A 24,508-nucleotide genomic window follows, 5' to 3' on the forward strand; every position below is an offset into this window, starting at 1 on the left:
GTTTCTCAGGCGGCGCGGGCGGCAAGGGGGGCCGCGATCAGGCGGCTACCATCATGGCCTGATATCTCGGCCTCGACGATCTCGCCCGGCGCGCCGGTGCCGAGCGCGGCAAGCGTAAATCCTTCGGTGCGGCCAAGGCCGTCGCGCTCGATCAGGATCGACTGACGGGTTCCGGTGAGCGACGACAGATGCCTGACATAGGCAGCTTCACCGGCGGCGCGCAGCCGGGCGGCGCGCTGCTTGACCACCTCGCGGCGAAGTTGCGGCATACGCGCGGCGGGCGTGCCTTCGCGCGGGCTGAATGGGAAGACGTGGAGATGGGTCAGGCCGCACTCCTCGACGATTTTTTCCGAGTTCTCGAACATTTCGTCGGTCTCGGTTGGGAAGCCGGCGATGATGTCGGCGCCGAAGACGATACCGGGGCGCAGCTTGCGCACATCCTCGCAGAAGCGGATCGACTGATCGCGCAGATGGCGGCGCTTCATCCGCTTCAGGATCATGTCGTCGCCCGACTGCAGCGACAGATGTAGGTGCGGCATCAGTCTGGGCTCAGTGGCGATGGCATCGAGCAGATCGTCGTCGGCCTCGATCGAATCGATGGAGGACAGCCGCAGGCGCTTCACGTCGGGCACCTGCTTGAGGATGGTCTTCACCAGTCTGCCCAGCTTCGGCGCGCCCGGCAGGTCGGCGCCAAAACTGGTCATGTCGACGCCGGTCAGCACGATCTCGGCATAGCCGTTGCCGGCGAGCCGCTTGACCTGCTCGACCACGGCGCCCATCGGCACCGAGCGCGAATTGCCGCGGCCATAGGGAATGATGCAGAAGGTGCAGCGGTGGTCGCAGCCGTTCTGCACCTGCACGAAGGCGCGCGCCCGACCCTCGATGGCGTCGACCATATGGCCGGCGGTCTCGCGCACAGAAAAGATATCGTTGACGCGCGCCTTCTCGGTGTCGTTGACGCCGAAGTCCGGCAGCGCGCGATAGGAATGCGCCTTCAACTTCTCTTCATTGCCGAGGACCAGATCGACCTCGTCCATGGCGGCGAATTTTTCAGCCTCGGTCTGCGCGGCGCAGCCGGTGACGATGATGCGCGCCTGCGGGTTGTCGCGGCGCGCCTTGCGGATTGCCTGCTTGGCCTGGCGCACCGCTTCGCCGGTGACGGCACAGGTGTTGAAGATCACGGCGCCGCCTTCCAGCGCGCCGAGGCCGGCGCTTTCGGCCTCGCGCCGCATCACTTCGGATTCATAGGTGTTCAGCCGGCAGCCGAAGGTGACGACATCGATGCGGTTGGACACCGCGCTCTTGGACAGAGCGGACATCAGGCCGCGCTTTCGGTGTCGCGGACCCAGCTACCGCTCGACGGGTCGAAGCTACCGGAAAATTCCCATTCCGCGGCACCGGTCAGGACGACGTGGTCGTCGTCGCGCCATTCGACATGCAGCGTGCCGCCGCCGGGGGTCAGCAGGCTGACGCTGCGGCTGGTACGCTTGGTGCGGGCGGCTGCAACTACAGCGGCGCAGGAGGCTGTGCCGCAGGCCTTGGTCAGGCCGGCGCCACGTTCCCATGTGCGGATGATCATGGTCTTGGGCGAAGTGACCTGCGCGATGGTGATGTTGGCGCGCTCGGGGAACATCGGGTGATTCTCGAGCAGCGGCCCGAAGCGGTCGAGCTCATAGGACCAGACGTCGCGGTCGACCCAGAAGATGGCGTGCGGGTTGCCCATCGAGACGACAGAGGGTGAATGCAGCACCGGCGCGTCGATCGGGCCGATCTGCAGTTCGATCATGCGGGTGTCACGGAATTCCTCAGCCAGCGGAATATCATGCCAATCGAAACGCGGCGTGCCCATATCGACCGAGATCGACCCGTCGGCATGTTCGCTCGCGTTGAGGATGCCGGCGACAGTCTCGAAGGTGAAGGTCTTCTGACCGGTCTCGGCGGCCAGCGCCTGGACGACGCAGCGCATGCCGTTGCCGCAGGCCTGCGCCCTGGTGCCGTCGGAATTCAAGATGTCGATGAAAAAGGCGGTGCCCGGCGTCCTGGCATCGTGGATCGCCATGATCTGGTCGAAGCTGGTCGCGGCATCGGCGTTCAGCGCAATCGCTGCGGCCGCAGTCACCCGATCGGCACGGCTGCGCATGTCGGCAACGATGATCTCGTTGCCGATGCCGTTCATCTTGGCGAAAGGGGCAGTGCTTGCCATTGCTCCGAAAATTCCGTGTCCGTTTGGCGCTATATGGCGGAAACGGGCGGGAATTACCAGTGCGGAGGCGCTTTAGTCACGGCGAAGGCGCCGGACTTACGTGACGGCGAAAATGCCCAGCACCATCAGCAGGAAGATGATCAGAACGATGCCGATGAGGATGCGCGCGCCGGTGGCGGCAGCACCTGCCAGTGCCGGCATGCCGAGCAGGCTCGCCGCGGCGGCGACGATCAGGAGAATGATGATCCATTTGAGCATGGCAATGCCTCGCAAACCGACAGATTTTGCAACCGCATGAAAACGCGGCTGTCGTGCTTGGGTTCCGAGGCCGAAGCAGCTCAGGACGCTATGCTTTACGGCACGCCCCAGGCCTCGCCCGGCCGCAAGGCACGAAAGCGCTGCCGCGGGATGCCTTGATCGTCAAGCGCCTCGACCAGTTTCCGGGCAGGCTCGTCGATCGGTTCGTCGGTGAGCTGGAACGTGCCCCAGTGGCAGCCGGCGGCGAAAGCGGCGTTGCACAGCGTCATGCCTTGCACGGCTTCCCTGGGATTCTGGTGCTGGGGCGCCATGAACCAGCGCGGCTCATAGGCGCCGATCGGCAGGATGGCGAAGCGGAAACCACCATGTTTTTCGGCCATCAGCCGGTAGTTGACGCCATCGTGGAAGCCGGTGTCACCGGCGAAATAAAGCTTGCTGTCAGGCGTTTCGATGACGAAGCCGGCCCACAGCGCCATGCGCCGGTCGCGGGCGCCACGCGCCGACCAGTGATGCACCGGCTCGACATGAACGGCGGCGCCATTGCCGATCTCGACCCTGTCGCCCCAATCATGCGCCGACAGCCGCATGCCGGGCACGGCGGCTTCGATGATGGCGTCGTTGCCGAGCGGAGTGAGCACCAGCGGGTCGTGAGTGGCCTTCAGCCGCTTCAGTGTGGCCAGGTCGAGATGGTCGTAGTGGTTGTGGCTGACCAGCACGAGGTCGATCGGCGGCAGGTCGGCAAAGGCGATGCCTGGCGGATTGATGCGTTTTGGTCCGGCGAAGGAAAGCGGCGACGCGCGCGGCGACCACACCGGATCGGTGAGGATGTTCAGGCCGGCCGTCTGGACCAGCAGGGTGGAATGACCAACCATCGTCACCGTGAGATCGGCGCCTTCGACCTCCGCGGCCGGTTTTGCCTGCGGAAAGGGGCTTGGATTGGTCGCCGGCCATTTCGAGCGCTGGCCGTTCAACTGCCATTTCAGCACGTCGCCGAAACGGCCGGGTGGCTGACCGTCGGGATTGAAAAACAATGTGCCGTCGAAATGGTCGCTGGGCGGGCCGCTGTAATAGCGATTGGCGGCTCTTTTTCTTGCGGCCAATTTGCGGCTCCAGCAGGTTTCGGTTTGCAAGAGATAGGATCGGCGCTGGCTGAAAGCCAGGGACAGCACTGTGTTTGCCGCAGGGAGCCGCCACCGGCGGCCAGCGCCATGGCGATTGCGATAAATTTGCAACAAATCTTGCCGCAAACCGTATTTTAACCATATCGGGTTGAAATTTCGCCACCTTCTCCATCTTGGTGGGGGTGAGATTGTGCGGACGGCTTCCCCCCAGCCGGATCCGACGGAGGTTGGAATGACTTTTTCGAAAACCGGTCTGGTGGCCGTATCGCTGGCGGCGCTCGTTGCGAGCGGCTGTTCGACCTCACGCTTCTCGTCGATGGACGACCAGCAGCCGGCCCCGCTGGAGGCTGCGCCCGCCGGCAAAGTGACCGCGAACCAGCTGCCGCCGCCGGCGTCGCCCGGAACCACCGACCCGTCGCAATTCCCGACCGCTCCGGCAAACACGCAGGTCGCCTCGCTGCCGCCGGACGGCTCGGCTCCAGCCGGAGCCTCGGATCTCAACGCCGCCAGCGTCGCCGGTGTCTGGAACGCCAGCGTTTCGGGCCAGAGTTGCAAGGTGGCGACACCACAGACCAAATTCGGTGCCGGCTTCCGCGCCGGGCCGCTGCATTGCCCGGCACCGATAGACGGCATCAAGTCGTGGAACGTCGCCGGCAAGCAGCTGACGCTCTATGACGAGAATGGCGGCGCGCTGGCGCGGCTCTATTCCTCGGGCGGCTCGAAATTCGACGGCCAGACTTCCAACGGCCAGCCGATTTCGCTTACAAGATAGGCCGACATCTCTTTGTTTCACGCGATTCCGCGGCGGAAAACGCTAGACACTTCTCGGAATTGCTCCAGAACGACGTGACCGATGCATCTGCGTGACGGCCTCCAGACCCATGCGACCGTCAGGCAGCGCTACGACCATCTGGTGGAAACCGGCGTGATCGGGCGCGATCCAGCGCAGGAACGGATCACCGCTGCGCTCGACCGGCTGATCGACGAGATTTCGGCCAAGCGGCTGGCACACAAGTCCAGTGCGCTGGGCTGGCTGTTTGCCCGCAAACGCGAGACGCATGAGGCCGTCAAAGGCCTCTACATCCATGGCGGCGTCGGCCGCGGCAAGACCATGCTGATGGACATGTTCTTCGAGCTTGTGCCGGTGCGGCGCAAGCGCCGCGTCCACTTCAACGACTTCATGGCCGATGTGCAGGACCGCATCCAGAAACACCGGCAGGCGCGCAAGAATGGCGACGTCAGGGAAGACGATCCGATTCCGCCGGTGGCCAAGGCCCTTGCCGAGCAGGCCTGGGTGCTGTGTTTCGACGAGTTCTCGGTCACCGACATTGCCGACGCGATGATCCTGTCGCGGTTGTTTTCGGCGCTGTTTGCCAGCGGCCTGGTGCTGGTCGCCACGTCGAACGTGGCGCCTGAAAATCTTTATGGCGACGGACTGAACCATCAGCTTTTCCTGCCGTTCATCCGCATTCTGGAGCGGCACGCCCAGGTGCTGGCGCTCGACGCCGACAAGGACTACCGACTGGAAAAGCTTGCCCGCACGCCAGTCTATGTCACGCCGGCCGATGCCGCCGCCGACAAGGTACTCGACGAGGCCTGGCAGTTCATGACGCGTGGTGCGCCGGAGGCCCGGACCTCACTGGCCCTCAAAGGCCGGCAAGTGGTCGTGCCGCGTGCGGCCGGCGATGCGGCGCGGTTCTCCTTCGCCGATCTCTGCGAAAAGCCGCTTGGCGCGCGCGATTTCCTGGCGATCGCCGGGCGCTTCTCGACCGTCTTTATCGACCACGTCCCGGTGCTCGGCGAAGGCAAGCGCAACGAGGCCAAGCGCTTCATCCTTTTGATCGACACGCTCTATGACCATCATGTGCGGCTGGTGGTGAGTGCCGAAGCGCCGCCACAGAAGCTTTATGCGGCCAAGCGCGGCGTTGAGGTCTTCGAGTTCGAACGCACGGCATCGCGACTGATCGAGATGCAAAGCCGCGACTGGCTGGAGGATTGGGCGGAGCGGCAGAAGGTCAAGGCGGCGCCGGAAGCGCAGCAGGCACAGGCCTAGAAATCGGATCTGCAGCGTTCCTTCACACCCCCCTCTGTCCTGCCGGACATCTCCCCCACAAGGGGGAGATTGGCAGCTTTGGCGCTTCGCACACCCCTGCATCGTTGGAGATTGGCGAAAGCCGGCGAGACATCCGATCTCCCTCCTTGCGGGGGAGATGTCCGGCAGGACAGAGGGGGGTGCTGTCCCGCCAGCGTCAAAAACTGAAGGGTTCTATTATCTTGTCACGTCAGTCGATCGGGCCTCACCGGCTCGTCGAACACATTCTCGGCGACCCGCATCACAAGGGCGTCATCGCCCGCTTCTTGCCTTACGATCTCCATCCTCGTCGTGTAAATTTCCCCAAGTCGGCTTACAAATTTTGACGTTTACGTAAATCCCACTCACTCTAACCGATTGAAAATGCTCACTCCAAAATAATCGTTTGAATTTATTCTGCGCCGAGGCTATTGGGTGCGGCGAAATTCGCGGTTTCCCGCAGCATTCCGGCCTCCTCCTCGACGCCGTATGGCGTCGTCACTGACAAGGGAAAACATCCTCACATGGCACGCAATAAGATAGCGCTCATCGGCTCTGGCATGATCGGCGGCACGCTCGCCCACCTGATCGGCCTCAAGGATCTCGGCGACGTGGTGCTGTTCGATATTGCCGAGGGTACCCCGCAGGGCAAGGGGCTCGATATCGCGCAGTCGTCGCCGGTCGATGGCTTCGACTCCAGGCTCACGGGCGTCAACGACTATGCCGGCATCGAGGGGGCTGACGTCTGCATCGTCACCGCCGGCGTGCCGCGCAAGCCGGGCATGAGCCGCGACGACCTCTTGGGCATCAACCTCAAGGTCATGGAACAGGTCGGCGCCGGCCTGAAGAAATACGCGCCGAAGGCCTTCGTCATCTGCATCACCAATCCGCTCGACGCCATGGTCTGGGCGCTGCAGAAATTCTCCGGCCTACCCAAGAGCCATGTCGTCGGCATGGCCGGCGTGCTCGACAGCGCGCGCTTCCGCTATTTCCTGGCCGAGGAATTCAAGGTCTCGGTCGAGGACGTCACCGCCTTCGTGCTCGGCGGCCACGGCGATTCGATGGTGCCGATGATCCGCTATTCGACGGTATCGGGCATTCCGCTGCCCGACCTCATCAAGATGGGCTGGACCTCGAAGGAGAAGCTCGACCAGATCGTGCAGCGCACCCGCGACGGCGGCGCCGAGATCGTCGGCCTGCTCAAGACCGGCTCGGCCTATTACGCGCCGGCCGCTTCCGCGATCCAGATGGCGGAGGCCTATCTCAAGGACAAGAAGCGCGTGCTGCCATGCGCGGCGTATCTCTCCGGCCAGTATGGTGTCAAGAACACCTATGTCGGCGTTCCCGTGGTGATCGGCGCCGGCGGCGTCGAGCGCATCATAGAGATCGACCTCAACAAGGCCGAGCAGAAGATGTTCGACAGTTCGGTGGCGACGGTGCAGGGCCTGACCGAGGCCTGCGTCAAGATCGCGCCACAACTCGCCGCCAAATGAATCTCCAGTAAGTAAACCCCCAGCAGTCGATCCGGAGAAAATCCAGATGAACATCCATGAGTATCAGGGCAAGGCGCTGCTGAAGAGCTTTGGTGCGCCGGTGGCCGAAGGCGTGCCGGTGTTCAAGGCGAGCGAGGCCGAAGCCGCTGCCAAGGCGCTGCCGGGTCCGCTCTATGTGGTGAAGAGCCAGATCCATGCCGGCGGCCGCGGCAAGGGCAAATTCAGGGAGCTCGGCCCGGACGCCAAGGGTGGTGTGCGGCTGGCCAAGTCGGTGGCCGATGTCGTTGCCAACGCCAACGAGATGCTGGGCAACACGCTGGTGACCAAGCAGACCGGCCCCGCCGGCAAGCAGGTCAACCGGCTCTACATCGAGGACGGCGCCGACATCGAACGCGAGCTCTATCTCTCGATCCTGGTCGACCGTTCGGTTGGCCGCATCGCCTTCGTCGTCTCGACCGAGGGCGGCATGGACATCGAGGCGGTCGCGCATGACACGCCGGAAAAGATCATCACCGTCGCCATCGACCCGGAGAGGGGCGTCACATCAGCCGACCTGAAGGCGCTCAACGGTGCGCTGAAGCTCGACGGCGACGCGGCCAAGGACGGCGATACGCTGTTCCCGATCCTCTACAAGGCCTTCGTCGAGAAGGACATGAGCCTGCTCGAGGTCAACCCGCTGATCGTCATGAAGAACGGCCGGCTGCGCGTGCTCGACGCAAAGGTGTCGTTCGACAACAACGCGCTGTTCCGCCACCCCGATGTGCTCGAATTGCGCGACACCACCGAAGAGGACGAGAAGGAGATCGAGGCGTCGAAATACGACCTCGCCTATGTCGCGCTCGACGGCAATATCGGCTGCATGGTCAACGGCGCCGGCCTCGCCATGGCGACGATGGACATCATCAAGCTCTATGGCGCCGAACCCGCCAACTTCCTCGATGTCGGCGGCGGTGCGTCGAAGGAGAAGGTGACGGCGGCGTTCAAGATCATCACCAAGGATCCGGCGGTCAAGGGCATCCTGATCAACATCTTCGGCGGCATCATGAAGTGCGACATCATTGCCGAGGGCGTCATTGCCGCAGTCAAGGAAGTCGGCCTGGAAGTGCCGCTGGTGGTGCGCCTGGAAGGTACCAATGCCGAGCTCGGCAAGAAGATCATCAACGACAGCGGCCTTAACGTCGTATCGGCTGATGATCTCGACGACGCGGCCAAGAAGATCGTGGCGGCGGTGAAGGGCTGAGCAGGTGCCTCCGCGCAAGATAAACCTGATCGAGGCGGCGGATCGGACCATCACCAAGGTCTTCGATCCGCATATCGCCGGCGACGTCAACAACAGCCAGGCGAAGGTCGCCAAGTTCGGCGAGGTCTTCGACTGGCACGCGCATGAAAATGAGGATGAAGCCTTCCTCGTCCTGCGCGGGCGCATCGCCATCGATTTCCGCGATGGACCGGTCGAGCTCGGCGAGGGCGACTTCATCGTCGTGCCGCACGGTGTCGAGCACCGGCCGCGCTCTCTCACCGTTGAGCCCGTGGTGCTGATGTTCGAGCCGGCGACGACGCTCAACACCGGCAACGCCAAGAGCGACCTCACCGTCGCCGACCTGAAGCGGCTCTGACCCATGAACGCGGCCACCTTCTCCTCGCTCTCGGCCGATCACCAACGCCTGCAGGCGTTGGTTGGTGCGTGGCATGGCGAAGAAGACCTGGCGGCAACCCAATGGACCGATGCGGGCATAGCGACTTCGGAAGTGGTGGCTCAGGCGGAGTTCGGCGGTCTGTTCGTGGTGCAGCGCTATCGCCAGTGGCGCGACGGCACGGTTTCCTTCGGCGCGCACAGTGTGTTCGGCTTCGACCAGCAGAACAGCGTCGTCACGATGCACCAGTTCGATTCGATGGGCTTTGTGCCGACTTCGCCGGCATCCGGTACGTGGGATGGCAATACGCTGACGTTGCTGCGCTCATCGCCGCGCGGCGCCGCACGCGTGATCTACGATTTCGATGGCAGCGACAGCTGTCGCACGCGGCTGCAATTCCAACCCGTTGGCAGCGACGCCTGGCAAGAGATGGTGAGCGGCGTCTACCGACGCGTCCCGCCTTCCGAGATAAAGGAAGGTTGATCGATGGAGATCGTGGCCAGGGCAGTTGAAGAAATACACATAATCACACATATAATGGCTGTGTATTTATGTGGAGACGCACGATGAAGAACGTCACTCTCGCCATGGACGAAGCTTTGCTCGAAAAGGCGCGAGGCCTTGCCGGGCGTCGCAAGACGACGCTCAACGCCCTCATCCGTTCGCTGCTCACGCATGAAGTCGAGCAGGAGGACCGTATCGCCTGGGCGCGGGAAGGCATGCGTAGGCTGATGGCCGAAGCTCCGCTTGACCTCGGCCCTGAATACAAATGGAGCCGGGACGAGATCTATGCCGAACGAGAGGATAGAATGCTTTCTCGACTCGAACGTCCTGCTGTACGCGGCTTCGGAGAGGATAAGTGATCCTCGCCGACACGATATCGCGCAAAGGCTTGTGCTTGAGACTGTCTTCGGCGTCTCCGGCCAGACCTTGGCCGAGTTCGCGAACGTTGCAAGACGCAAGTCGGTCTCCGCCGATGCGGTGGTCGACCAGTGGCTGGTGTTTCTCGGCACGTTGCCGTTTGTCCCGGTCGACCAGGCCTATGTCATCGCAGGGCTTCGTCTCGCGCGCCGCTATCAACTCAAATATTATGATGCAGCACTGCTCGCGGCTGCGGAACGACTCGGCGCGCCGATTTTTTACACCGAAGATCTCAACCACAACCAGGTTTATGGCTCGGTCCGAGCCGTCAATCCTTTCTTGTAATCGCTGAATTCAGAGGCGTATCACCCATGTCCATTCTCGTCGACAAGAACACCAAGGTGCTGGTGCAGGGCCTGACCGGCAAGACCGGTACGTTCCACACCGAACAGGCGCTGGCCTATCACGGCACGAAAATGGTCGGCGGCATCCACCCCAAGAAGGGTGGCGAGACCTGGACCGGCTCAAAGGGTGAAAACCTGCCGATCTTCGCCACTGTCGCCGAGGGCAAGGAAAAGACCGGCGCCAATGCCTCCGTCGTCTACGTGCCGCCGGCGGGTGCCGCCGAAGCGATCCTGGAAGCGATCGAGGCCGAGATCCCGCTGATCATCTGCATCACCGAAGGCATACCGGTGATGGACATGATCAAGGTCAAGGCCAGGCTCGACCGCTCGACCTCGCGGCTGATCGGCCCGAACTGCCCGGGCGTCTTGACGCCCAATGAATGCAAGATCGGCATCATGCCCGGAAACATCTTCCGCAAGGGCTCGGTCGGCGTTGTTTCGCGCTCGGGAACACTTACCTATGAGGCCGTGTTCCAGACCACCAATGTCGGCCTCGGCCAGACCACCGCCGTCGGCATTGGCGGCGACCCCGTCAAAGGCACCGAGTTCATCGATGTGCTCGAGATGTTCCTCGCCGACGACGAAACCAAGTCGATCATCATGATCGGCGAGATCGGCGGTTCAGCCGAGGAAGACGCCGCGCAGTTCCTCAAGGACGAAGCCAAGCGTGGCCGAAGCAAGCCGATGGCCGGCTTCATCGCCGGGCGCACGGCGCCGGCTGGCCGCACCATGGGCCATGCGGGCGCGGTCATCTCCGGCGGCAAGGGCGGTGCCGAAGACAAGATCGCGGCGATGGAATCGGCTGGCATCAAGGTATCGCCGTCGCCGGCAAGGCTGGGCACGACGCTGGTCGAGGCGATCAAAGGTTGAGTGAGTAGCGAGTAGTGAATAGCGAAACAGAGTAGCGGCGCGACCACAGAGCAATCCCTGCTCGCTATTCGCTGCTCCCTATTCGCTCCAAACAGGAGACGGAGCCAGGCTCCGCGGACAAAATGGCAAGACAAGATCAGGCCAACGACCAATTTTCTCTCACCTCTTTCCTCTATGGCGGCAATGCCGATTACATCGACGCGCTTTATGCCGCCTATGAGGACGATCCAGCCTCGGTCAATCCCGAATGGCAGGAGTTCTTCGCCGGGCTGAAAGACGATTCCGGCGATGTGCGCAAGAACGCCAAGGGCGCTTCCTGGGCGAAGCCCTCCTGGCCCCTGCAGGCCAATGGCGAACTGGTCTCGGCGCTCGACGGCAACTGGGGCATCGTCGAGAAGCATCTGGAAAAGAAGGTCAAGGACAAGGCGGTCATCAACGGTGTCGCCCTTTCCGATGCCGACGTGCACCAGGCGACGCGCGATTCCGTGCGCGCCATCATGATGATCCGCGCCTATCGCATGCGCGGCCATTTGCACGCCAATCTCGACCCGCTCGGCATCGCCAAGCCGCTTGAGGACTACAACGAGCTGTCGCCGGAAAATTACGGCTTCACCGCTGCCGACTATGACCGGCCGATCTTCCTCGACAATGTGCTCGGGCTCGAATTCGGCACCATCCGGCAGATGCTGGAAATCCTGACGCGCACCTATTGCTCGACGCTCGGCGTCGAGTTCATGCATATTTCGGACCCCGAGGAAAAGGCCTGGATCCAGGCGCGCATCGAGGGCGCCGACAAGGAGATCACCTTCACCGCCACCGGCAAGAAGGCGATCCTGCAGAAGCTGGTCGAGGCCGAAGGCTTTGAGCAGTTCATCGACGTCAAGTACAAGGGTACCAAGCGCTTCGGCCTCGACGGCAGTGAAGCGCTGATCCCGGCGCTGGAGCAGATCGTCAAGCGCGGCGGCCAGCTCGGCATGAAGGAGATCGTGCTCGGCATGGCGCATCGCGGAAGGCTGAACGTGCTTTCCCAGGTGATGGCCAAGCCGCATCGCGCCATCTTCCACGAGTTCAAGGGCGGCTCGGCCGCCCCAGACGAGGTCGAGGGCTCGGGCGACGTCAAGTACCATCTCGGCGCCTCGTCGGACCGCGAGTTCGACGGCAACAAGGTGCATCTGTCCTTGACTGCCAACCCCTCGCATCTGGAAATCGTCGATCCGGTGGTGATGGGCAAGGCGCGCGCCAAGCAGGATTATCTGTTCGGCCGCAGCCGCGAGGAAATCGTGCCGCTGGAAGAGCGCGCCAAGGTGCTGCCGCTCTTGCTGCATGGCGATGCCGCTTTCGCCGGTCAGGGCGTGATCGCGGAAATCCTCGGCCTGTCCGGCCTACGCGGCCACCGCGTCGCCGGCACGCTGCATTTCATCATCAACAACCAGATCGGCTTCACCACCAATCCGCGCTTCTCGCGCTCGTCGCCTTATCCGTCGGACGTCGCCAAGATGATCGAGGCGCCGATCTTCCACGTCAATGGAGACGACCCGGAAGCCGTGGTGCACGCCACCAAGGTGGCGATCGAATTCCGCATGAAGTTCCACAAGCCTGTTGTGGTCGACATGTTCTGCTACCGTCGCTTCGGCCACAATGAGGGCGACGAACCGGCATTCACCCAGCCGATCATGTACCGCAACATCCGCACCCACAAGACGACGGTGCAGATCTATGGCGACCGGCTGATCGCCGAGGGCCATATCAGCCAGGTCGAGCTCGACCAGTTGAAGGCCGACTGGCGAGCGCATCTGGAATCCGAATGGGAAGTCGGCCAGCACTACAAACCCAACAAGGCCGATTGGCTCGACGGCGCCTGGTCGGGCCTGCGCACCGCCGACAACCAGGACGAACAAAGGCGCGGCAAGACCGCCGTGCCGGTCAAGACGCTGAAGGAAATCGGCAAGAAGCTGACCGAGGTGCCGAAGGATTTCGAGGCGCACAAGACGATCATCCGCTTCCTTGAGAACCGCCGCCAGGCAATCGAGTCGGGCGAAGGCATCGACTGGTCGACGGCCGAGGCACTGGCCTTTGGCGCCATCCTGCTCGACGGCAATCCGATCCGCCTGTCGGGGCAGGATTCCGAACGCGGCACCTTCTCGCAGCGCCATTCCGTGCTCTACGACCAGCGCGACGAAACCCGCTACATCCCGCTCAACAATCTGTCGGCGGCTCAAGCCGGCTACGAAGTCATCAACTCGATGCTGTCGGAAGAGGCGGTGCTCGGCTTCGAATATGGCTACAGCCTGGCCGAGCCCAAGGCGCTGACCTTGTGGGAAGCGCAGTTCGGCGACTTCGCCAACGGCGCCCAGGTGGTGTTCGACCAGTTCATCTCCAGCGGAGAGCGCAAGTGGCTCAGAATGTCGGGCCTCGTCTGCCTCTTGCCGCATGGCTATGAAGGCCAGGGTCCGGAACACTCCTCGGCGCGGCTCGAACGCTTCCTGCAGCTTTGTGCCGAAGACAACATGCAAGTCGCGAATTGTACGACGCCGGCTAACTACTTCCATATCTTGCGCCGGCAGCTGAAGCGCGACTTCCGCAAGCCGCTGATCCTGATGACACCGAAGTCGCTGCTGCGCCACAAGCGGGCGGTGTCGACGCTGCCGGAAATCTCGGGGGAAAGCTCGTTCCACCGGCTGCTTTGGGACGATGCCCAGCTGCTGCCCAACCAGGCGATCAAGCTGACCAAGGATTCCAAGATCCGTCGCGTCGTGCTGTGCTCGGGCAAGGTCTATTACGACCTCTACGAGGAGCGCGAGAAGCGCGGCATCAACGACATCTATCTGCTGCGTGTCGAACAGCTCTATCCGTTCCCGGCCAAGGCGCTGATCACCGAACTGTCGCGCTTCCGCAATGCCGAGATGGTCTGGTGCCAGGAAGAGCCCAAGAATATGGGCGCCTGGTCGTTCATCGACCCCTATCTGGAATGGGTGCTGGCGCATATCGACGCCAAGCATCAGCGGGTGCGCTACACCGGCCGTCCGGCCGCCGCTTCGCCGGCAACCGGATTGATGTCCAAGCATCTCGCCCAGCTCGCCGCCTTGCTCGAAGACGCGCTCGGTGAATAGAACAGAACTCGGCGAATAACAGAACCCGACAAAAAACGGACAGGCACAATGGCTACCGAAATCCGCGTCCCCACTCTCGGCGAATCCGTCACCGAAGCGACCGTTGGCAAATGGTTCAAGAATGTTGGCGATACAATCACCGCCGATGAACCGCTGGTCGAGCTCGAGACCGATAAGGTGACGGTGGAGGTGCCTGCCGCCGCCGCGGGCACGCTCGGCGAGATCACCGTCAAGGAAGGTGAGACGGTCGGCGTCGGCGCGCTGCTGGGCTCGATTTCGGCAGGTGGCGCGGCCGCCGCTCCCGCGACCAAGTCGCAAGCCGTGTCGCAGGCCTCGTCGCCGGATGCGGCATCGACCGGCAAGCAGGCCGCGGCCGAAACCGCCAAGATCGCCGGCGATGCCGGTGCGGTCGAGCCGCGCAGCATGCCGCCGGCGCCGGCCGCGGCGAAACTGATCGCCGAAAGCAATCTCTCGGTCGACCAGATCTCCGGTTCGGGGAAGCGTGGCCAGGTGCTGAAGGGCGACGTGCTCGACGCCATTGCCAAGGGCGCGCCGTCGCAGCCGGCCGAGACACTGAAAGCCGCACCGGCCCCGGTTACCGTGCGGGCGCCGTCATCGGGTGACGATGCATCGCGCGAGGAGCGCGTGCGCATGACCAAATTGCGCCAGACCATCGCGCGCCGCCTCAAGGAAGCGCAGTCGACCGCCGCCATGCTGACCACCTTCAACGAGGTCGACATGTCAGCAGTGATGGCGCTGCGCACCAAATACAAGGACGTGTTCGAAAAGAAGCACGGCGTGAAACTCGGCTTCATGGGCTTCTTCACCAAGGCCGTAACCCACGCGCTGAAGGAAATCCCCTCGGTCAATGCCGAGATCGACGGCACCGACATCATCTTCAAGAACTATGCCCATATCGGCGTCGCCGTCGGCACCGAGAAGGGTCTCGTCGTGCCGGTGGTGCGCGATGCAGACCAGATGTCGATCGCCGAGATCGAGAAGGACATAGGCCGGCTGGGCATCGCCGCGCGTGACGGCAAGCTGTCGGTCGCCGACATGCAGGGCGGCACCTTCACCATCTCCAACGGCGGCGTTTACGGATCGCTGATGTCGACGCCGATCCTCAACGCGCCGCAGTCGGGCATTCTCGGCATGCACAAGATCCAGGACCGGCCGGTAGTGGTCGGCGGCCAGATCGTCATCCGGCCGATGATGTACCTGGCGCTGAGCTACGATCACCGCATCGTCGACGGCAAGGAAGCGGTGACCTTCCTGGTCCGCGTCAAGGAAAGCCTGGAGGATCCGGAACGGCTGGTGCTCGATCTGTGAGCGGAGCTGATCCGCGATGAGCGGCTGGCTGGAGCAGTTAGGGTTCAAGCTGGGCCGGGCGCTACGGATTTTACGGCGTGAGCCGTGGACCTCTATGTCCACGCCGGCGGTGGTGTCGGCCGAATGGGATCCGGCGCAGGCGAGCAGCAATCTCGGCCTCTTCGACCTGAGCGAAGCCCAAATGGCGGAGCGCGAGATAACCGTCACCGTGATCGGCGAGCTGGATTTACCGACAGGCGAAATTATCGCCTGCGATCCGCTGATTACCGGAACCGACTGGCCAGCGTTAAGCCGCAAGGTCAAACCAGGGCATTACCCTGTTTCGTTGCTTGAGGCACAAGGCCGTGTTGCCGCAGCAGTCCTGCGTTTCCGGCTCGGCAGGCCGTTTCGCTGGGAACTGGCAACCTTGCCAGATCAGGATGTATCGACCCTGAAGGGCAACGAGGTGTTTGGATATCCCGTCGATGCCAGTCTTGGTTCGTTCATGGACAAGACGGCGATGGTGCTGATGTCAGAGCAGCAGGACAAGCTCGAAGCCGAGCAGAATTACTATGACGACGTGCTGGCGGCCGAGTTTGCACCCAACCAGGACAGATTCGTCCTGCATCATCCGGTTGCCGGCAACCCGCTCAACATCGTCATGTTCTCGAGCGGCTGGGGTGACGGGATTTATCCCTCATTCTGGGGATTGGATGCGGCCGGAGAACCAGTATTGCTGATGACCGATTTGGAAGTTCTGGAAAACGCCGATGGCCGCGAGAGCGAATAGGCGGTCTTGATGAGAAGCGCTCAGCCGCCCACCTTTGGATGCGTTGCGGGGGTGCTGGTGCCATTGTTCACCGGCTCGGCCGCGATTGCAGCATGCCCGATCGAGCTTGCCGTCTACGGCGATCCCCAAAGCGGCAGCGAGATTGATTTCACGCCGACAGGAACCTCGGCGACCGTCACCAACACCTTCCGCATGATCCTCGACAACAATGTTGTGCTTAACGGCATCGTCATGTGGAACGAGGGCGTGTCGCGGCCGAACGGTGCGTTGATGCACAAATGCCCCGAGGGCGACGTCACCGGCGAGGAGCTTGCCGCCTGCACGCCCTGGCACGGTGTCATCTACACGTCGGATGACAAGGGCAACATCGGACTGCTGCCGGCCGAAGGGGTCGATGCGCCGAAGACGTTGATCCTCTCGGACCTCGGGCCGTCGCTGCGGCAGTCCAGCGCCTATGGCGGCAGCGGATTTTCGAAAGTGCCGTGGGATGTGTTTGCCTTGAAGGGATGCCAGGAATGAGCGGGACGCAAAAAGTGTTGCTGGTTACCGGCGGCAGCCGTGGCATCGGCGCAGCGATCTGCCGGCTCGGCTCGAGAGCTGGCTACCGCGTGGCGGTCAACTACGCCTCGAACAAGGACGCCGCCGATGCACTGGTCGCCGAGATCAAGGCCGCCGGCGGCGAGGCTTTTGCGGTCAAGGGCGATGTCGGCAAGGAGTCCGATATCGTGGCCATGTTCGGCGCCGTCGATCGCGCCTATGGCCGGCTCGATGCCTTCGTCAACAATGCCGGCATCGTCGACGTCAAGGCGCGGGTCGACGAGATGGATGTTTCGCGGCTGGAGCGCATGATGCGCATCAATGTCGTCGGCTCGTTCCTCTGCGCCCGCGAAGCGGTGAAGCGCATGTCGACCCGCCATGGCGGGTCGGGCGGATCCATCGTCAATATCTCGTCGGCGGCAGCGACGCTGGGCTCGCCGGGCGAATATGTCGACTACGCCGCCTCCAAGGGTGCCATCGACACCTTCACCATCGGGCTCGCCCGTGAGGTGGCGATGGAGGGCATCCGCGTCAATGCAGTGCGGCCGGGCATCATCGACACGGACATCCATGCCTCCGGTGGGCAGCCGGACCGGGTGGAGCGGTTCCGTGATCTGTTGCCGATGAAAAGAGCCGGTACAGTGGATGAAGTCGCGGGCGCGGTTCTCTATCTTCTCTCCGACGCCGCGTCCTATACGACGGGCGCGATCCTGAACGTAAGCGGCGGCCGCTGAGCCCCAATCAAGAAGGACAGTATCATGGCTTATGACGTCGTTATCATCGGATCGGGACCGGGCGGCTATGTCTGCGCCATCAAGGCGGCGCAGCTCGGGCTGAAGGTCGCGGTGATCGAGAAGAACGCGACCTTCGGCGGCACCTGCCTCAACATCGGCTGCATCCCTTCCAAGGCCTTGCTCCATGCCTCCGAGATGTTCGCCGAGGCCGGCCATTCCTTCGACACGCTCGGCGTCGAGATCTCGGCGCCGAAGCTCAACCTGAAAAAGATGATGGCGCACAAGGACGCGACGGTGTCGTCGAATGTCAACGGCGTCGCCTTCCTGTTCAAAAAGAACAAGATCGACAGCTTCCGCGGCACCGGCAAGGTGCTCGCCGCCGGCAAGGTCTCGGTGACCGCTGAGGACGGCAAGGTCGAGGAGATCGAGACCAAGAACATCGTCATCGCCACCGGCTCGGATGTCGCCGGCATTCCCGGCGTCAAGGTCGATATCGACGAGAAGGTGATCGTGTCGTCGACCGGCGCGCTGTCGCTGGAGAAAGTGCCGGGCCATCTGGTGGTGGTCGGCGGCGGTGTCATCGGGCTTGAGCTCGGCTCGGTGTGGGCGCGGCTCGGTGCCAAGGTCACCGTGGTCGAATTCCTCGACACCATCCTGGGCGGCATGGACGGCGAAGTCTCCAAGCAATTCCAGCGGCTGCTATCCAAACAGGGTTTCGAGTTCAAGCTCGGTGCCAAAGTCACCGGCGTCGCCAAGGCCAAGAAGGGTGCGACTGTCACCTTCGAACCGGTCAAGGGCGGTGCCGCCGAGACCATCGAGGCCGATGTGGTGCTGATTTCGACGGGCCGCCGCGCCTATTCCGACAGCCTCGGGCTGAAGGAAGTCGGCGTCGAGGTCGACGGGCGCGGCCGGGTCAAGACCGATGGCCATCTGCGGACCAATATACCCGGTATCTACGCCATCGGCGACGTCATCGCCGGGCCGATGCTGGCGCACAAGGCCGAGGACGAGGGCGTGGCGGTGGCCGAAACCATCGCCGGCCAGGCCGGCCATGTGAACTACGACGTCATTCCGAGCGTCGTCTACACCAGCCCGGAAATCGCCTCGATCGGCAAGACCGAGGAAGAATTGAAGAAGGCCGGCATCGACTACAAGGCCGGAAAGTTCCCATTCAGCGCCAACGGCCGGGCGCGCGCCATGCTGCACACCGACGGTTTCGTGAAGATCCTCGCCGACAAGCAAAGCGACCGCGTACTGGGCGTGCATATTGTCGGCTTCGGCGCCGGCGAGATGATCCACGAGGCGGCGGTGCTGATGGAATTCGGCGGCTCGTCCGAGGATCTCGCCCGCACCTGCCACGCGCATCCGACGATGTCGGAAGCGGTCAAGGAAGCGGCGCTGGCCACGTTCTTCAAGCCGATCCACATTTAGCGGCATTATCCTCGGATCAAGCCCGAGGTGACGATCGTAGCGACATCCCCCAAAACAAAACGGCCCGCTTTTCAGCGGGCCGTTCGTATCTGATATCGAGCCGATCAGTTGGCCGGTGCAGGCGCCGGGGCTGGTGCCGGCGCAGGAGCCGGTGCGGGCGCAGGCGCGGGTGCCGGGGCAGGCGCCGGTTCTGCAGGTGCAGGTGCTGGTGCAGGTTCGGCCGGCTTCATCGGTTCTGCCGGTGCGGGCGCGGGGGCCGGTGTGCTGGCCGCCGGCGGCTCGGCAGGTGCCGGGTGCTCACCACTTCTTCCGAAAACATAATACGCGACAACCGCCAGAATAACGACGACCAGTGCAATCAGCCAACCGCTACCACCGCCGCCGCCACTTGGCCTTGGAGCGTTGGTGGACGAATTGAACGGGTCGTTTGGATTCGGTGTGTTCGCCATAAAAGTGTCCTCCGTGGATGAAAAATATCAATCAACACCAATCAACGCGCAATCATTGAACTGGTTTCACGCTAGGGTTGGAAAACGCCAAAAACAAGGACAATCCTGCCTTTCCGCAGCAGGAATGGCGTCGTTTCGCCACGCAGCGTCCCAAGTCCGTGCCTGCTATGGTCGATTCAAAGGATTTTGCCGTGATGAACTCCACAGTGCAGATTGTCCCGAACCCCCACGACGCTCTTGCCGGCGCCCAGTTCGCCGACCGCTATGTGCTGGTCACCGAAGATCTTTCGTTGACCGCACTCGGTGCGGCAGAACGGGCGTTGGGGCAAACGCCACGCTGGGTCGGCAGGCTCATTGCGCTGCGCAACCTTGTCGTCAAGCCATTCCGGCTGAAGACGGGCCTGGAACCTGCCGTGTTGCCGGGCGGCAAGATCGGGATCTTTCCGCTTATCAGCCAGTCTCCCGGCAAGGTCGTGCTTGGCCTCGACGACCGGCATCTCGATTTTCGTCTCCTGGTCGAGGTCAGGGATCTTGGCATGGGCCGACAGGAAGTGGCCGCATCTACGATCGTCAAGACGCATAATCTGCTCGGGCGCGCCTATCTCGCGATCATCATGCCGTTTCACCGGATCGTCGTTCCGGCGATGCTGGCTCAGATCCTGGCCAGGTAAAAGCTAAAGTCCCACAGGCGTGACGGTGTAACCGGCCTTGCGGAAATCCTCGACCAAGCCTTCGGGGCCGGGAAGGTGGAGAGCGCCGACCGCCATGAAGGCATTGCCCCTGGCAAGGATCGGCTCGGCATGCTCGACCATCACCTTGTTGCGGCTGGTGATCATGGTTTCCTCGAAAGCCGCATAGCCTGCGGGGTCGTCCTGCCCTTCTGGCATGGCGGCGCGAAACAGCGGCCAGAACATGCCGGTGTCGCCGCGCTGGTAGAGCACGATCATGGTTTCGTTGATGTCGTTGACCTTGTCGCCGAGTTTCAGCGTGTCGACGAGACCCTTCATGTGAAAGGCAAGCGGCAGCGAGGCCATGGCGCGCAGCTGGCTTTCGGCTGTCTCCAATCCTTCCACCGGCTTGCCGGCAGCCTTTGCACCCTCCGCCAGCCTGACGTCGAGCACCGGTGCGCCGCCGGACTGGCGGGCGAGTTCGCAGGCCGGCAGTGCCATCATGGCCGAGAGCATCCACGGCTTCATCTTGGCAACGGTCGCCGGCGGGATGCCGCGCGCGTCGAGTGCGGTGTTCATGGCCGCCGCATCGTCGGGCGACAGCAGCGACGACAGCGTCGTCGAATCGGTGAACATCATCAGGTCCGGCTCTTTGAGCATCGCGACCATCATTTTCTGCTTGTCGAGCACGTCGGTGGTTTCGATAACGATGGTGCCGGCGGCGTCATAGGCCTTCTGCGCGTCCGGCGGCAGCGTGGTGACGCGCGGGTCGGTCATGTGCATGGTGCCGAACAGGAAGGATGGTTTTTCGCCCGGCTTTTCGAGCTTCCACAACAGGCCCTTGCCGTTCGGTGTCGCGGCCGCTTCCGTCTCGAGCTTGCGGTAGGCCGCCGGGTTGTTCTTCTGCAAGGCCGACAGCATGTCGGCGCCGGTGCAGGTCGGGATTTCGGCATGCGCCCTGCCGGCCGCGAACAGCAGCACGGCGAGGAACGACAGGAAAAACAGGACATTGAGCGCAACGAGCAGCTTCAGCGAGACGTGAGCTGCACGATCGGCGATGGCTATGACGCGTTTCATGGTCCTTTCTTAGGATCGAAAAGCGGCAAAACGGTTAACCTGTGCTGAGAAATTGTCTTGGACTGGTTTCGGTATTCAGGCTCAGTAGCCATTGATCAGTCGCCTACGTGGATGGATAGAATGCCGTTGGGGATTAGCGGAAACGCCCATCTCTTCGTCATCCCAGGGTCTCCGCGACGGAGCTTCGCTCCTGCTTCGCCCTAGGATGACGAAGCTAAAAGGCTTCGCCCAATCCCAGATACTTCACGCCCTCGGGTGCGCTGATTCGTAGATTTCGAGCAGCCTCGCGGTGTCGACACCGGTGTAGATCTGCGTCGTCGACAGGCTGGCGTGGCCCAAGAGTTCCTGGATGGTGCGCAAATCGCCGCCGCGGCCGAGAAGATGCGTGGCGAAGGAATGGCGCAGTGCGTGCGGCGTCGCGGTATCGGGCAGGTTTAGCGCGGAGCGCAGCTTGGCCATGTCGCGCTGGACGACGGCCGGGTTGAGCGGGCCGCCGCGCGCGCCGCGAAACAACAGCCCCTTGGGGTCGAGATGATAGGGGCACAGCCGGCGGTATTCGGCGATTGCCCTGAGCGCCACCGGCAGCACCGGCACCAGGCGCGTCTTGCCACCCTTGCCGGTGACGCGCAGCACGGTGTCGGCCGCCGACGCCAGATCGGCGCCGGCCAGGCCGAGCGCCTCGGAAATGCGCAGGCCGGAGCCGTAGAGCAGTGTCAGCACGGCGGCGTTGCGGGCAGCGATCCAGGGTTCTTCCGCCAATTGGCCCTCGACCGAAACGATATGCTTGGCATCGCTCGCCGTCAGCGGCTTGGGCAGTGATTTGGGCTGGCGCGGTGCGCGCAGTGCTGCCGCACCCGCCGCATTGGCGAGGCCGCGCCGCTCAAGGAAACGCAGCAGCGAGCGGATGCCGGCCAGGCCGCGGCCGAGCGTGCGGGCACCGGCGCCGGCATTGCGCCGCGCCGCGAGGAAGCCGCGTAGATCGACCGGGCGCAGATTGGCAATGTCCGAAATGCCGGGTGAGCCGCCGCAATGGCCGGTGAGGAAATGCAGGAACTGGCGCGTATCGCGCTCGTAAGATTCCACCGTCTCGGGCGACAGCCGGCGCTCGCGCGCGAGCATCTTCAGCCAGCTTTCGCGTGCCGCCTGGAGATCGGGTTTGGCTGGGATGAGGAATTCCTGCATGGCGTGCTTCCCATCTCTATTTCATGCATGTCGTTATCCGAGCCACATGCATTCTCGGCCATTTTCCGGCAGCCGGGTTAGGAAGCAGTGAAGAGCGCGTCATTGAAATGACGGCTGGGGGGCGTTAGAGCAAAGCCAAAGGATGTCGCGCCATGAGCAAGCCCCAGAACCCTGTCCAGATGGCCGTGATCGGCGCCGCCCATGGCATCAAGGGCGAATTGCGGGTGAAAACCTTTACCGGTGAGCCGCTGGCGCTGGCCGACTACGGGCCGCTCTATGCCAGGGACGGTCGCGCCTTCCAGATCATCGACATCAGGCCCGCCAACACCGTCGTCGTGGTCCGCTTCAAGGGCGTTGCCGACCGCAACGCCGCCGAGGCGCTCGCCGGCACGGAGCTGTTCGTCGACCGCTCGATGCTGCCGGACGACGGCGAGGAGGACGAATTCTATCATGCCGACCTCGTCGGCCTCGAAGTCCGGGACGACACGGGTGCAGCCATCGGCAAGGTCGTCGCGGTGCACAATTTCGGCGGCGGCGACATTCTCGATGTCACGCTGGGCGGGCGCAAGGGCGTGCTGATCCCGTTCACGCAGGCCGCCGTGCCACAAGTGTCGATCGCTGAGGGTTTTGTGCGCGTCGATCCGGCTGCCGCCGGGCTCGTCGACGACGAGGATGGCGATGCACCAAGCGAGGAAGGTTTCGATCCGAAGGGACGACCGCGCGGACCGAGCGACGCTGGGGGCAACCGGTGAGCTTCGCCGCCTCGGTGCTGACGCTTTACCCCGAGATGTTCCCCGGCGCGCTCGGCCTGTCGTTGGCCGGCCGGGCGCTCGAGGCCGGCACGTGGTCGCTGGAAGCGATCCAGATCCGCGACTTCGCCAGCGACCGCCATCGCACCGTCGACGACACGCCGGCCGGCGGCGGTGCCGGCATGGTAATGCGGGCCGATGTCCTGGCGAAAGCCATCGACCATGCTTCGCCGAAAGGCGATCTGCGGCCACGCCTGCTGATGAGCCCGCGCGGCAAACCGCTGGCGCAAGCGCGTGTGCGCGAGCTGGCTGCCGGGCCGGGTGCGGTCATTGTCTGCGGCCGCTTCGAAGGCGTCGACCAGCGGGTGATTGACGCGCGGGGATTGGAGGAAGTCTCCATCGGCGATTTCATCCTGTCGGGCGGCGAGCCGGCGGCGCTTGTGCTGCTCGATGCCGTGGTGCGGCTGTTGCCCGGCGTCATGGGCAATGCAGTGTCGGGCGAGGAGGAAAGCTTCGAGAACGGCCTGCTCGAACATCCGCACTATACAAGGCCGCAGGAGTTCGAGGGGCGCGAGATTCCCGAAGTGCTGATTTCGGGCAATCACAAGAAGATCGCCGCATGGAGGCGGGCGGAGTCGGAAAAGCTGACGAAAGAGCGGCGGCCTGATTTGTTGGGCGTCGCCCTTCAGCCTTTCCAAAAATAGTAGAAGGCGAGAAAGAGGCCGACGGCGACGACGAAGCCGCGGACCGCGTTTTGCGGCACGCGCTTGGCGATCCAGACGCCGGCATAGCCGCCCAGTGCGCCGCCCGGGATCATGATGATCGCCTGCGGCCAGGCGACGACGCCGCCGGAGACGAAGACGATGATCGCGACAGCAGCGATGACCACGGCCAGCATGTTCTTCAGCGCGTTCAACCGGTGATAGTCGCCGGCTTGCGTCAGGCCGAGCGTCGCCAGCATCATCACCCCCATGCCGGCGCCGAAGAAGCCGCCATAGATGGCGGTGACGAACTGCGCCAGCGAACCGGCCAGCGAACCGACGGAAGCTTCGTGTCCCGGCTTTGGCGCCGGTTTCAGCCAGGGGCCGGCGGCAAACAGGGCTGTCGCCGCCAGCAGCAGCCACGGCACCAGGGCGCGAAACGATGGATTGTCGAGCGCCAAGAGGATCAGCGCGCCGGCCAGTGCGCCCACTGCCGAGATCAGGCACAGCAGCAGCGCGCCGCGCCAGAAATGCCTGATGTCGGCCGAGTAGGCGAGCGTCGAGGTTATGTAACCTGGAAATTGCGTCACCGAGGAGGTGGCGTTGGCGACGATCGGCGGCAGGCCGACCAGGGTCATGGCGCCGAAGGTGATAAAGGTGCCGCCACCGGCGACCGCATTGGCGGCGCCTGACAGAAAGCCCGCCAGGAACAGCAGGATGGCGTCGAAAACAAACATGGAATGCGACCGTTCGAAATTGTACTATTTCACGCTTAGGAAGCCTGAAGAACCGGCGCAACCGGGCACGGCAGGATTACGATGATGCCATGTGAGCAGAAAATGCGCGGCCAAGGCGTG

Annotated in this window: 25 protein-coding genes; 18 read left to right on the forward strand and 7 right to left on the reverse strand. The window is 63.3% G+C overall.

All coding sequences use genetic code 11. The annotated features are described in order from the left end of the window. Positions 1-5: 5 nt before the first annotated feature. The 4 genes from mtaB to ACSQ3L_RS05040 all read right to left on the reverse strand — a co-directional run bounded on the left by mtaB (position 6) and on the right by ACSQ3L_RS05040 (position 3,561). A complete protein-coding gene (gene mtaB / locus ACSQ3L_RS05025) occupies positions 6-1,319 on the reverse strand; it encodes a tRNA (N(6)-L-threonylcarbamoyladenosine(37)-C(2))-methylthiotransferase MtaB (RefSeq protein WP_436158942.1) in 1,314 nt (437 codons plus the stop codon). Further along, entirely contained in the window at positions 1,319-2,203 is an 885-nt protein-coding gene (gene dapF / locus ACSQ3L_RS05030; RefSeq protein ID WP_436158943.1) for a diaminopimelate epimerase, read from the reverse strand. The genes mtaB and dapF overlap by 1 nt, the downstream gene beginning before the upstream one ends. A 96-nt stretch (positions 2,204-2,299) precedes the next feature. After that, complete coding sequence (locus ACSQ3L_RS05035) at positions 2,300-2,461, reverse strand: DUF1328 domain-containing protein (RefSeq protein ID WP_436158944.1); 162 nt, start codon at positions 2,459-2,461, stop codon at positions 2,300-2,302. Between the two features lie 95 nt (positions 2,462-2,556). Beyond that, positions 2,557-3,561 carry an MBL fold metallo-hydrolase gene (locus ACSQ3L_RS05040; protein WP_436158945.1) on the reverse strand — a complete coding sequence of 335 codons (1,005 nt, stop codon included), beginning with the start codon at positions 3,559-3,561 and terminating at the stop codon, positions 2,557-2,559. A 253-nt stretch (positions 3,562-3,814) separates the two neighbouring features. On the opposite strand from ACSQ3L_RS05040, the gene ACSQ3L_RS05045 reads away from it, so the two are divergent. From ACSQ3L_RS05045 to ACSQ3L_RS05120, 16 genes are all read left to right on the forward strand, one after another. After that, the gene (locus tag ACSQ3L_RS05045) at positions 3,815-4,354 is read left to right on the forward strand and encodes a protease inhibitor Inh/omp19 family protein (RefSeq protein ID WP_378985278.1); all 540 of its coding nucleotides are present in this window, start codon (positions 3,815-3,817) and stop codon (positions 4,352-4,354) included. A gap of 81 nt (positions 4,355-4,435) precedes the next feature. Further along, the gene (gene zapE, locus ACSQ3L_RS05050; RefSeq protein WP_436158946.1) at positions 4,436-5,635 is read left to right on the forward strand and encodes a cell division protein ZapE; all 1,200 of its coding nucleotides are present in this window, start codon (positions 4,436-4,438) and stop codon (positions 5,633-5,635) included. A gap of 542 nt (positions 5,636-6,177) precedes the next feature. Continuing rightward, positions 6,178-7,146 carry a malate dehydrogenase gene (mdh, locus tag ACSQ3L_RS05055; RefSeq protein WP_436158947.1) on the forward strand — a complete coding sequence of 323 codons (969 nt, stop codon included), beginning with the start codon at positions 6,178-6,180 and terminating at the stop codon, positions 7,144-7,146. Between the two features lie 46 nt (positions 7,147-7,192). Then, positions 7,193-8,386 (forward strand): ADP-forming succinate--CoA ligase subunit beta, encoded by a 1,194-nt coding sequence (gene sucC, locus ACSQ3L_RS05060; protein WP_436158948.1) that lies wholly within the window; start codon positions 7,193-7,195, stop codon positions 8,384-8,386. A gap of 4 nt (positions 8,387-8,390) precedes the next feature. After that, on the forward strand, positions 8,391-8,762 hold the full coding sequence (locus ACSQ3L_RS05065; protein WP_436158949.1) for a cupin domain-containing protein: 372 nt from the start codon (positions 8,391-8,393) through the stop codon (positions 8,760-8,762). A gap of 3 nt (positions 8,763-8,765) precedes the next feature. Beyond that, on the forward strand, positions 8,766-9,263 hold the full coding sequence (locus ACSQ3L_RS05070; RefSeq protein ID WP_436158950.1) for a DUF1579 family protein: 498 nt from the start codon (positions 8,766-8,768) through the stop codon (positions 9,261-9,263). Positions 9,264-9,346: 83 nt separating this feature from the next. Continuing rightward, the gene (locus ACSQ3L_RS05075; protein WP_436158951.1) at positions 9,347-9,643 is read left to right on the forward strand and encodes a hypothetical protein; all 297 of its coding nucleotides are present in this window, start codon (positions 9,347-9,349) and stop codon (positions 9,641-9,643) included. After that, positions 9,570-9,986 (forward strand): PIN domain-containing protein, encoded by a 417-nt coding sequence (locus ACSQ3L_RS05080; protein WP_436158952.1) that lies wholly within the window; start codon positions 9,570-9,572, stop codon positions 9,984-9,986. Before ACSQ3L_RS05075 ends, ACSQ3L_RS05080 begins: the two co-directional genes overlap by 74 nt. A 26-nt stretch (positions 9,987-10,012) precedes the next feature. Beyond that, a complete protein-coding gene (gene sucD, locus ACSQ3L_RS05085) occupies positions 10,013-10,915 on the forward strand; it encodes a succinate--CoA ligase subunit alpha (RefSeq protein WP_292182284.1) in 903 nt (300 codons plus the stop codon). A gap of 122 nt (positions 10,916-11,037) precedes the next feature. Then, on the forward strand, positions 11,038-14,025 hold the full coding sequence (locus ACSQ3L_RS05090; protein ID WP_436158953.1) for a 2-oxoglutarate dehydrogenase E1 component: 2,988 nt from the start codon (positions 11,038-11,040) through the stop codon (positions 14,023-14,025). 48 nt (positions 14,026-14,073) lie between these two features. Further along, complete coding sequence (gene odhB, locus ACSQ3L_RS05095) at positions 14,074-15,354, forward strand: 2-oxoglutarate dehydrogenase complex dihydrolipoyllysine-residue succinyltransferase (RefSeq protein WP_436158954.1); 1,281 nt, start codon at positions 14,074-14,076, stop codon at positions 15,352-15,354. Positions 15,355-15,370: 16 nt separating this feature from the next. Next, positions 15,371-16,123 (forward strand): DUF4241 domain-containing protein, encoded by a 753-nt coding sequence (locus ACSQ3L_RS05100; protein ID WP_436158955.1) that lies wholly within the window; start codon positions 15,371-15,373, stop codon positions 16,121-16,123. Between the two features lie 9 nt (positions 16,124-16,132). Next, positions 16,133-16,642 (forward strand): hypothetical protein, encoded by a 510-nt coding sequence (locus ACSQ3L_RS05105; protein WP_436158956.1) that lies wholly within the window; start codon positions 16,133-16,135, stop codon positions 16,640-16,642. Then, complete coding sequence (locus ACSQ3L_RS05110) at positions 16,639-17,394, forward strand: SDR family oxidoreductase (protein ID WP_436158957.1); 756 nt, start codon at positions 16,639-16,641, stop codon at positions 17,392-17,394. Before ACSQ3L_RS05105 ends, ACSQ3L_RS05110 begins: the two co-directional genes overlap by 4 nt. Before the next feature lie 24 nt (positions 17,395-17,418). Next, positions 17,419-18,825: a dihydrolipoyl dehydrogenase gene (gene lpdA / locus ACSQ3L_RS05115; RefSeq protein WP_436158958.1), complete on the forward strand. Its 1,407-nt coding sequence runs from the start codon at positions 17,419-17,421 to the stop codon at positions 18,823-18,825. Positions 18,826-19,468: 643 nt separating this feature from the next. After that, on the forward strand, positions 19,469-19,945 hold the full coding sequence (locus ACSQ3L_RS05120; RefSeq protein ID WP_436158959.1) for a DUF2867 domain-containing protein: 477 nt from the start codon (positions 19,469-19,471) through the stop codon (positions 19,943-19,945). 3 nt (positions 19,946-19,948) lie between these two features. Here the strand turns inward: ACSQ3L_RS05120 and ACSQ3L_RS05125 are convergent, their stop codons facing one another. Further along, complete coding sequence (locus tag ACSQ3L_RS05125; protein ID WP_436158960.1) at positions 19,949-21,019, reverse strand: TraB/GumN family protein; 1,071 nt, start codon at positions 21,017-21,019, stop codon at positions 19,949-19,951. A 243-nt stretch (positions 21,020-21,262) separates the two neighbouring features. Further along, a complete protein-coding gene (locus tag ACSQ3L_RS05130) occupies positions 21,263-22,201 on the reverse strand; it encodes a tyrosine recombinase XerC (RefSeq protein ID WP_436158961.1) in 939 nt (312 codons plus the stop codon). A 152-nt stretch (positions 22,202-22,353) separates the two neighbouring features. Here ACSQ3L_RS05130 and rimM point away from each other — a divergent pair, with 152 nt between their 5' ends. Then, positions 22,354-22,953: a ribosome maturation factor RimM gene (gene rimM / locus ACSQ3L_RS05135; protein ID WP_436158962.1), complete on the forward strand. Its 600-nt coding sequence runs from the start codon at positions 22,354-22,356 to the stop codon at positions 22,951-22,953. After that, complete coding sequence (gene trmD, locus ACSQ3L_RS05140) at positions 22,950-23,654, forward strand: tRNA (guanosine(37)-N1)-methyltransferase TrmD (RefSeq protein WP_436158963.1); 705 nt, start codon at positions 22,950-22,952, stop codon at positions 23,652-23,654. The genes rimM and trmD overlap by 4 nt, the downstream gene beginning before the upstream one ends. On the opposite strand, the gene ACSQ3L_RS05145 is transcribed toward trmD, so the two are convergent. Next, positions 23,636-24,388 carry a sulfite exporter TauE/SafE family protein gene (locus tag ACSQ3L_RS05145; RefSeq protein WP_436158964.1) on the reverse strand — a complete coding sequence of 251 codons (753 nt, stop codon included), beginning with the start codon at positions 24,386-24,388 and terminating at the stop codon, positions 23,636-23,638. The genes trmD and ACSQ3L_RS05145 overlap by 19 nt on opposite strands. Positions 24,389-24,508 lie beyond the last annotated feature (120 nt).

The sequence above is a fragment of the Mesorhizobium sp. LjRoot246 genome (genome assembly GCF_964254115.1).
Taxonomy (GTDB): Bacteria; Pseudomonadota; Alphaproteobacteria; order Rhizobiales; family Rhizobiaceae; genus Mesorhizobium.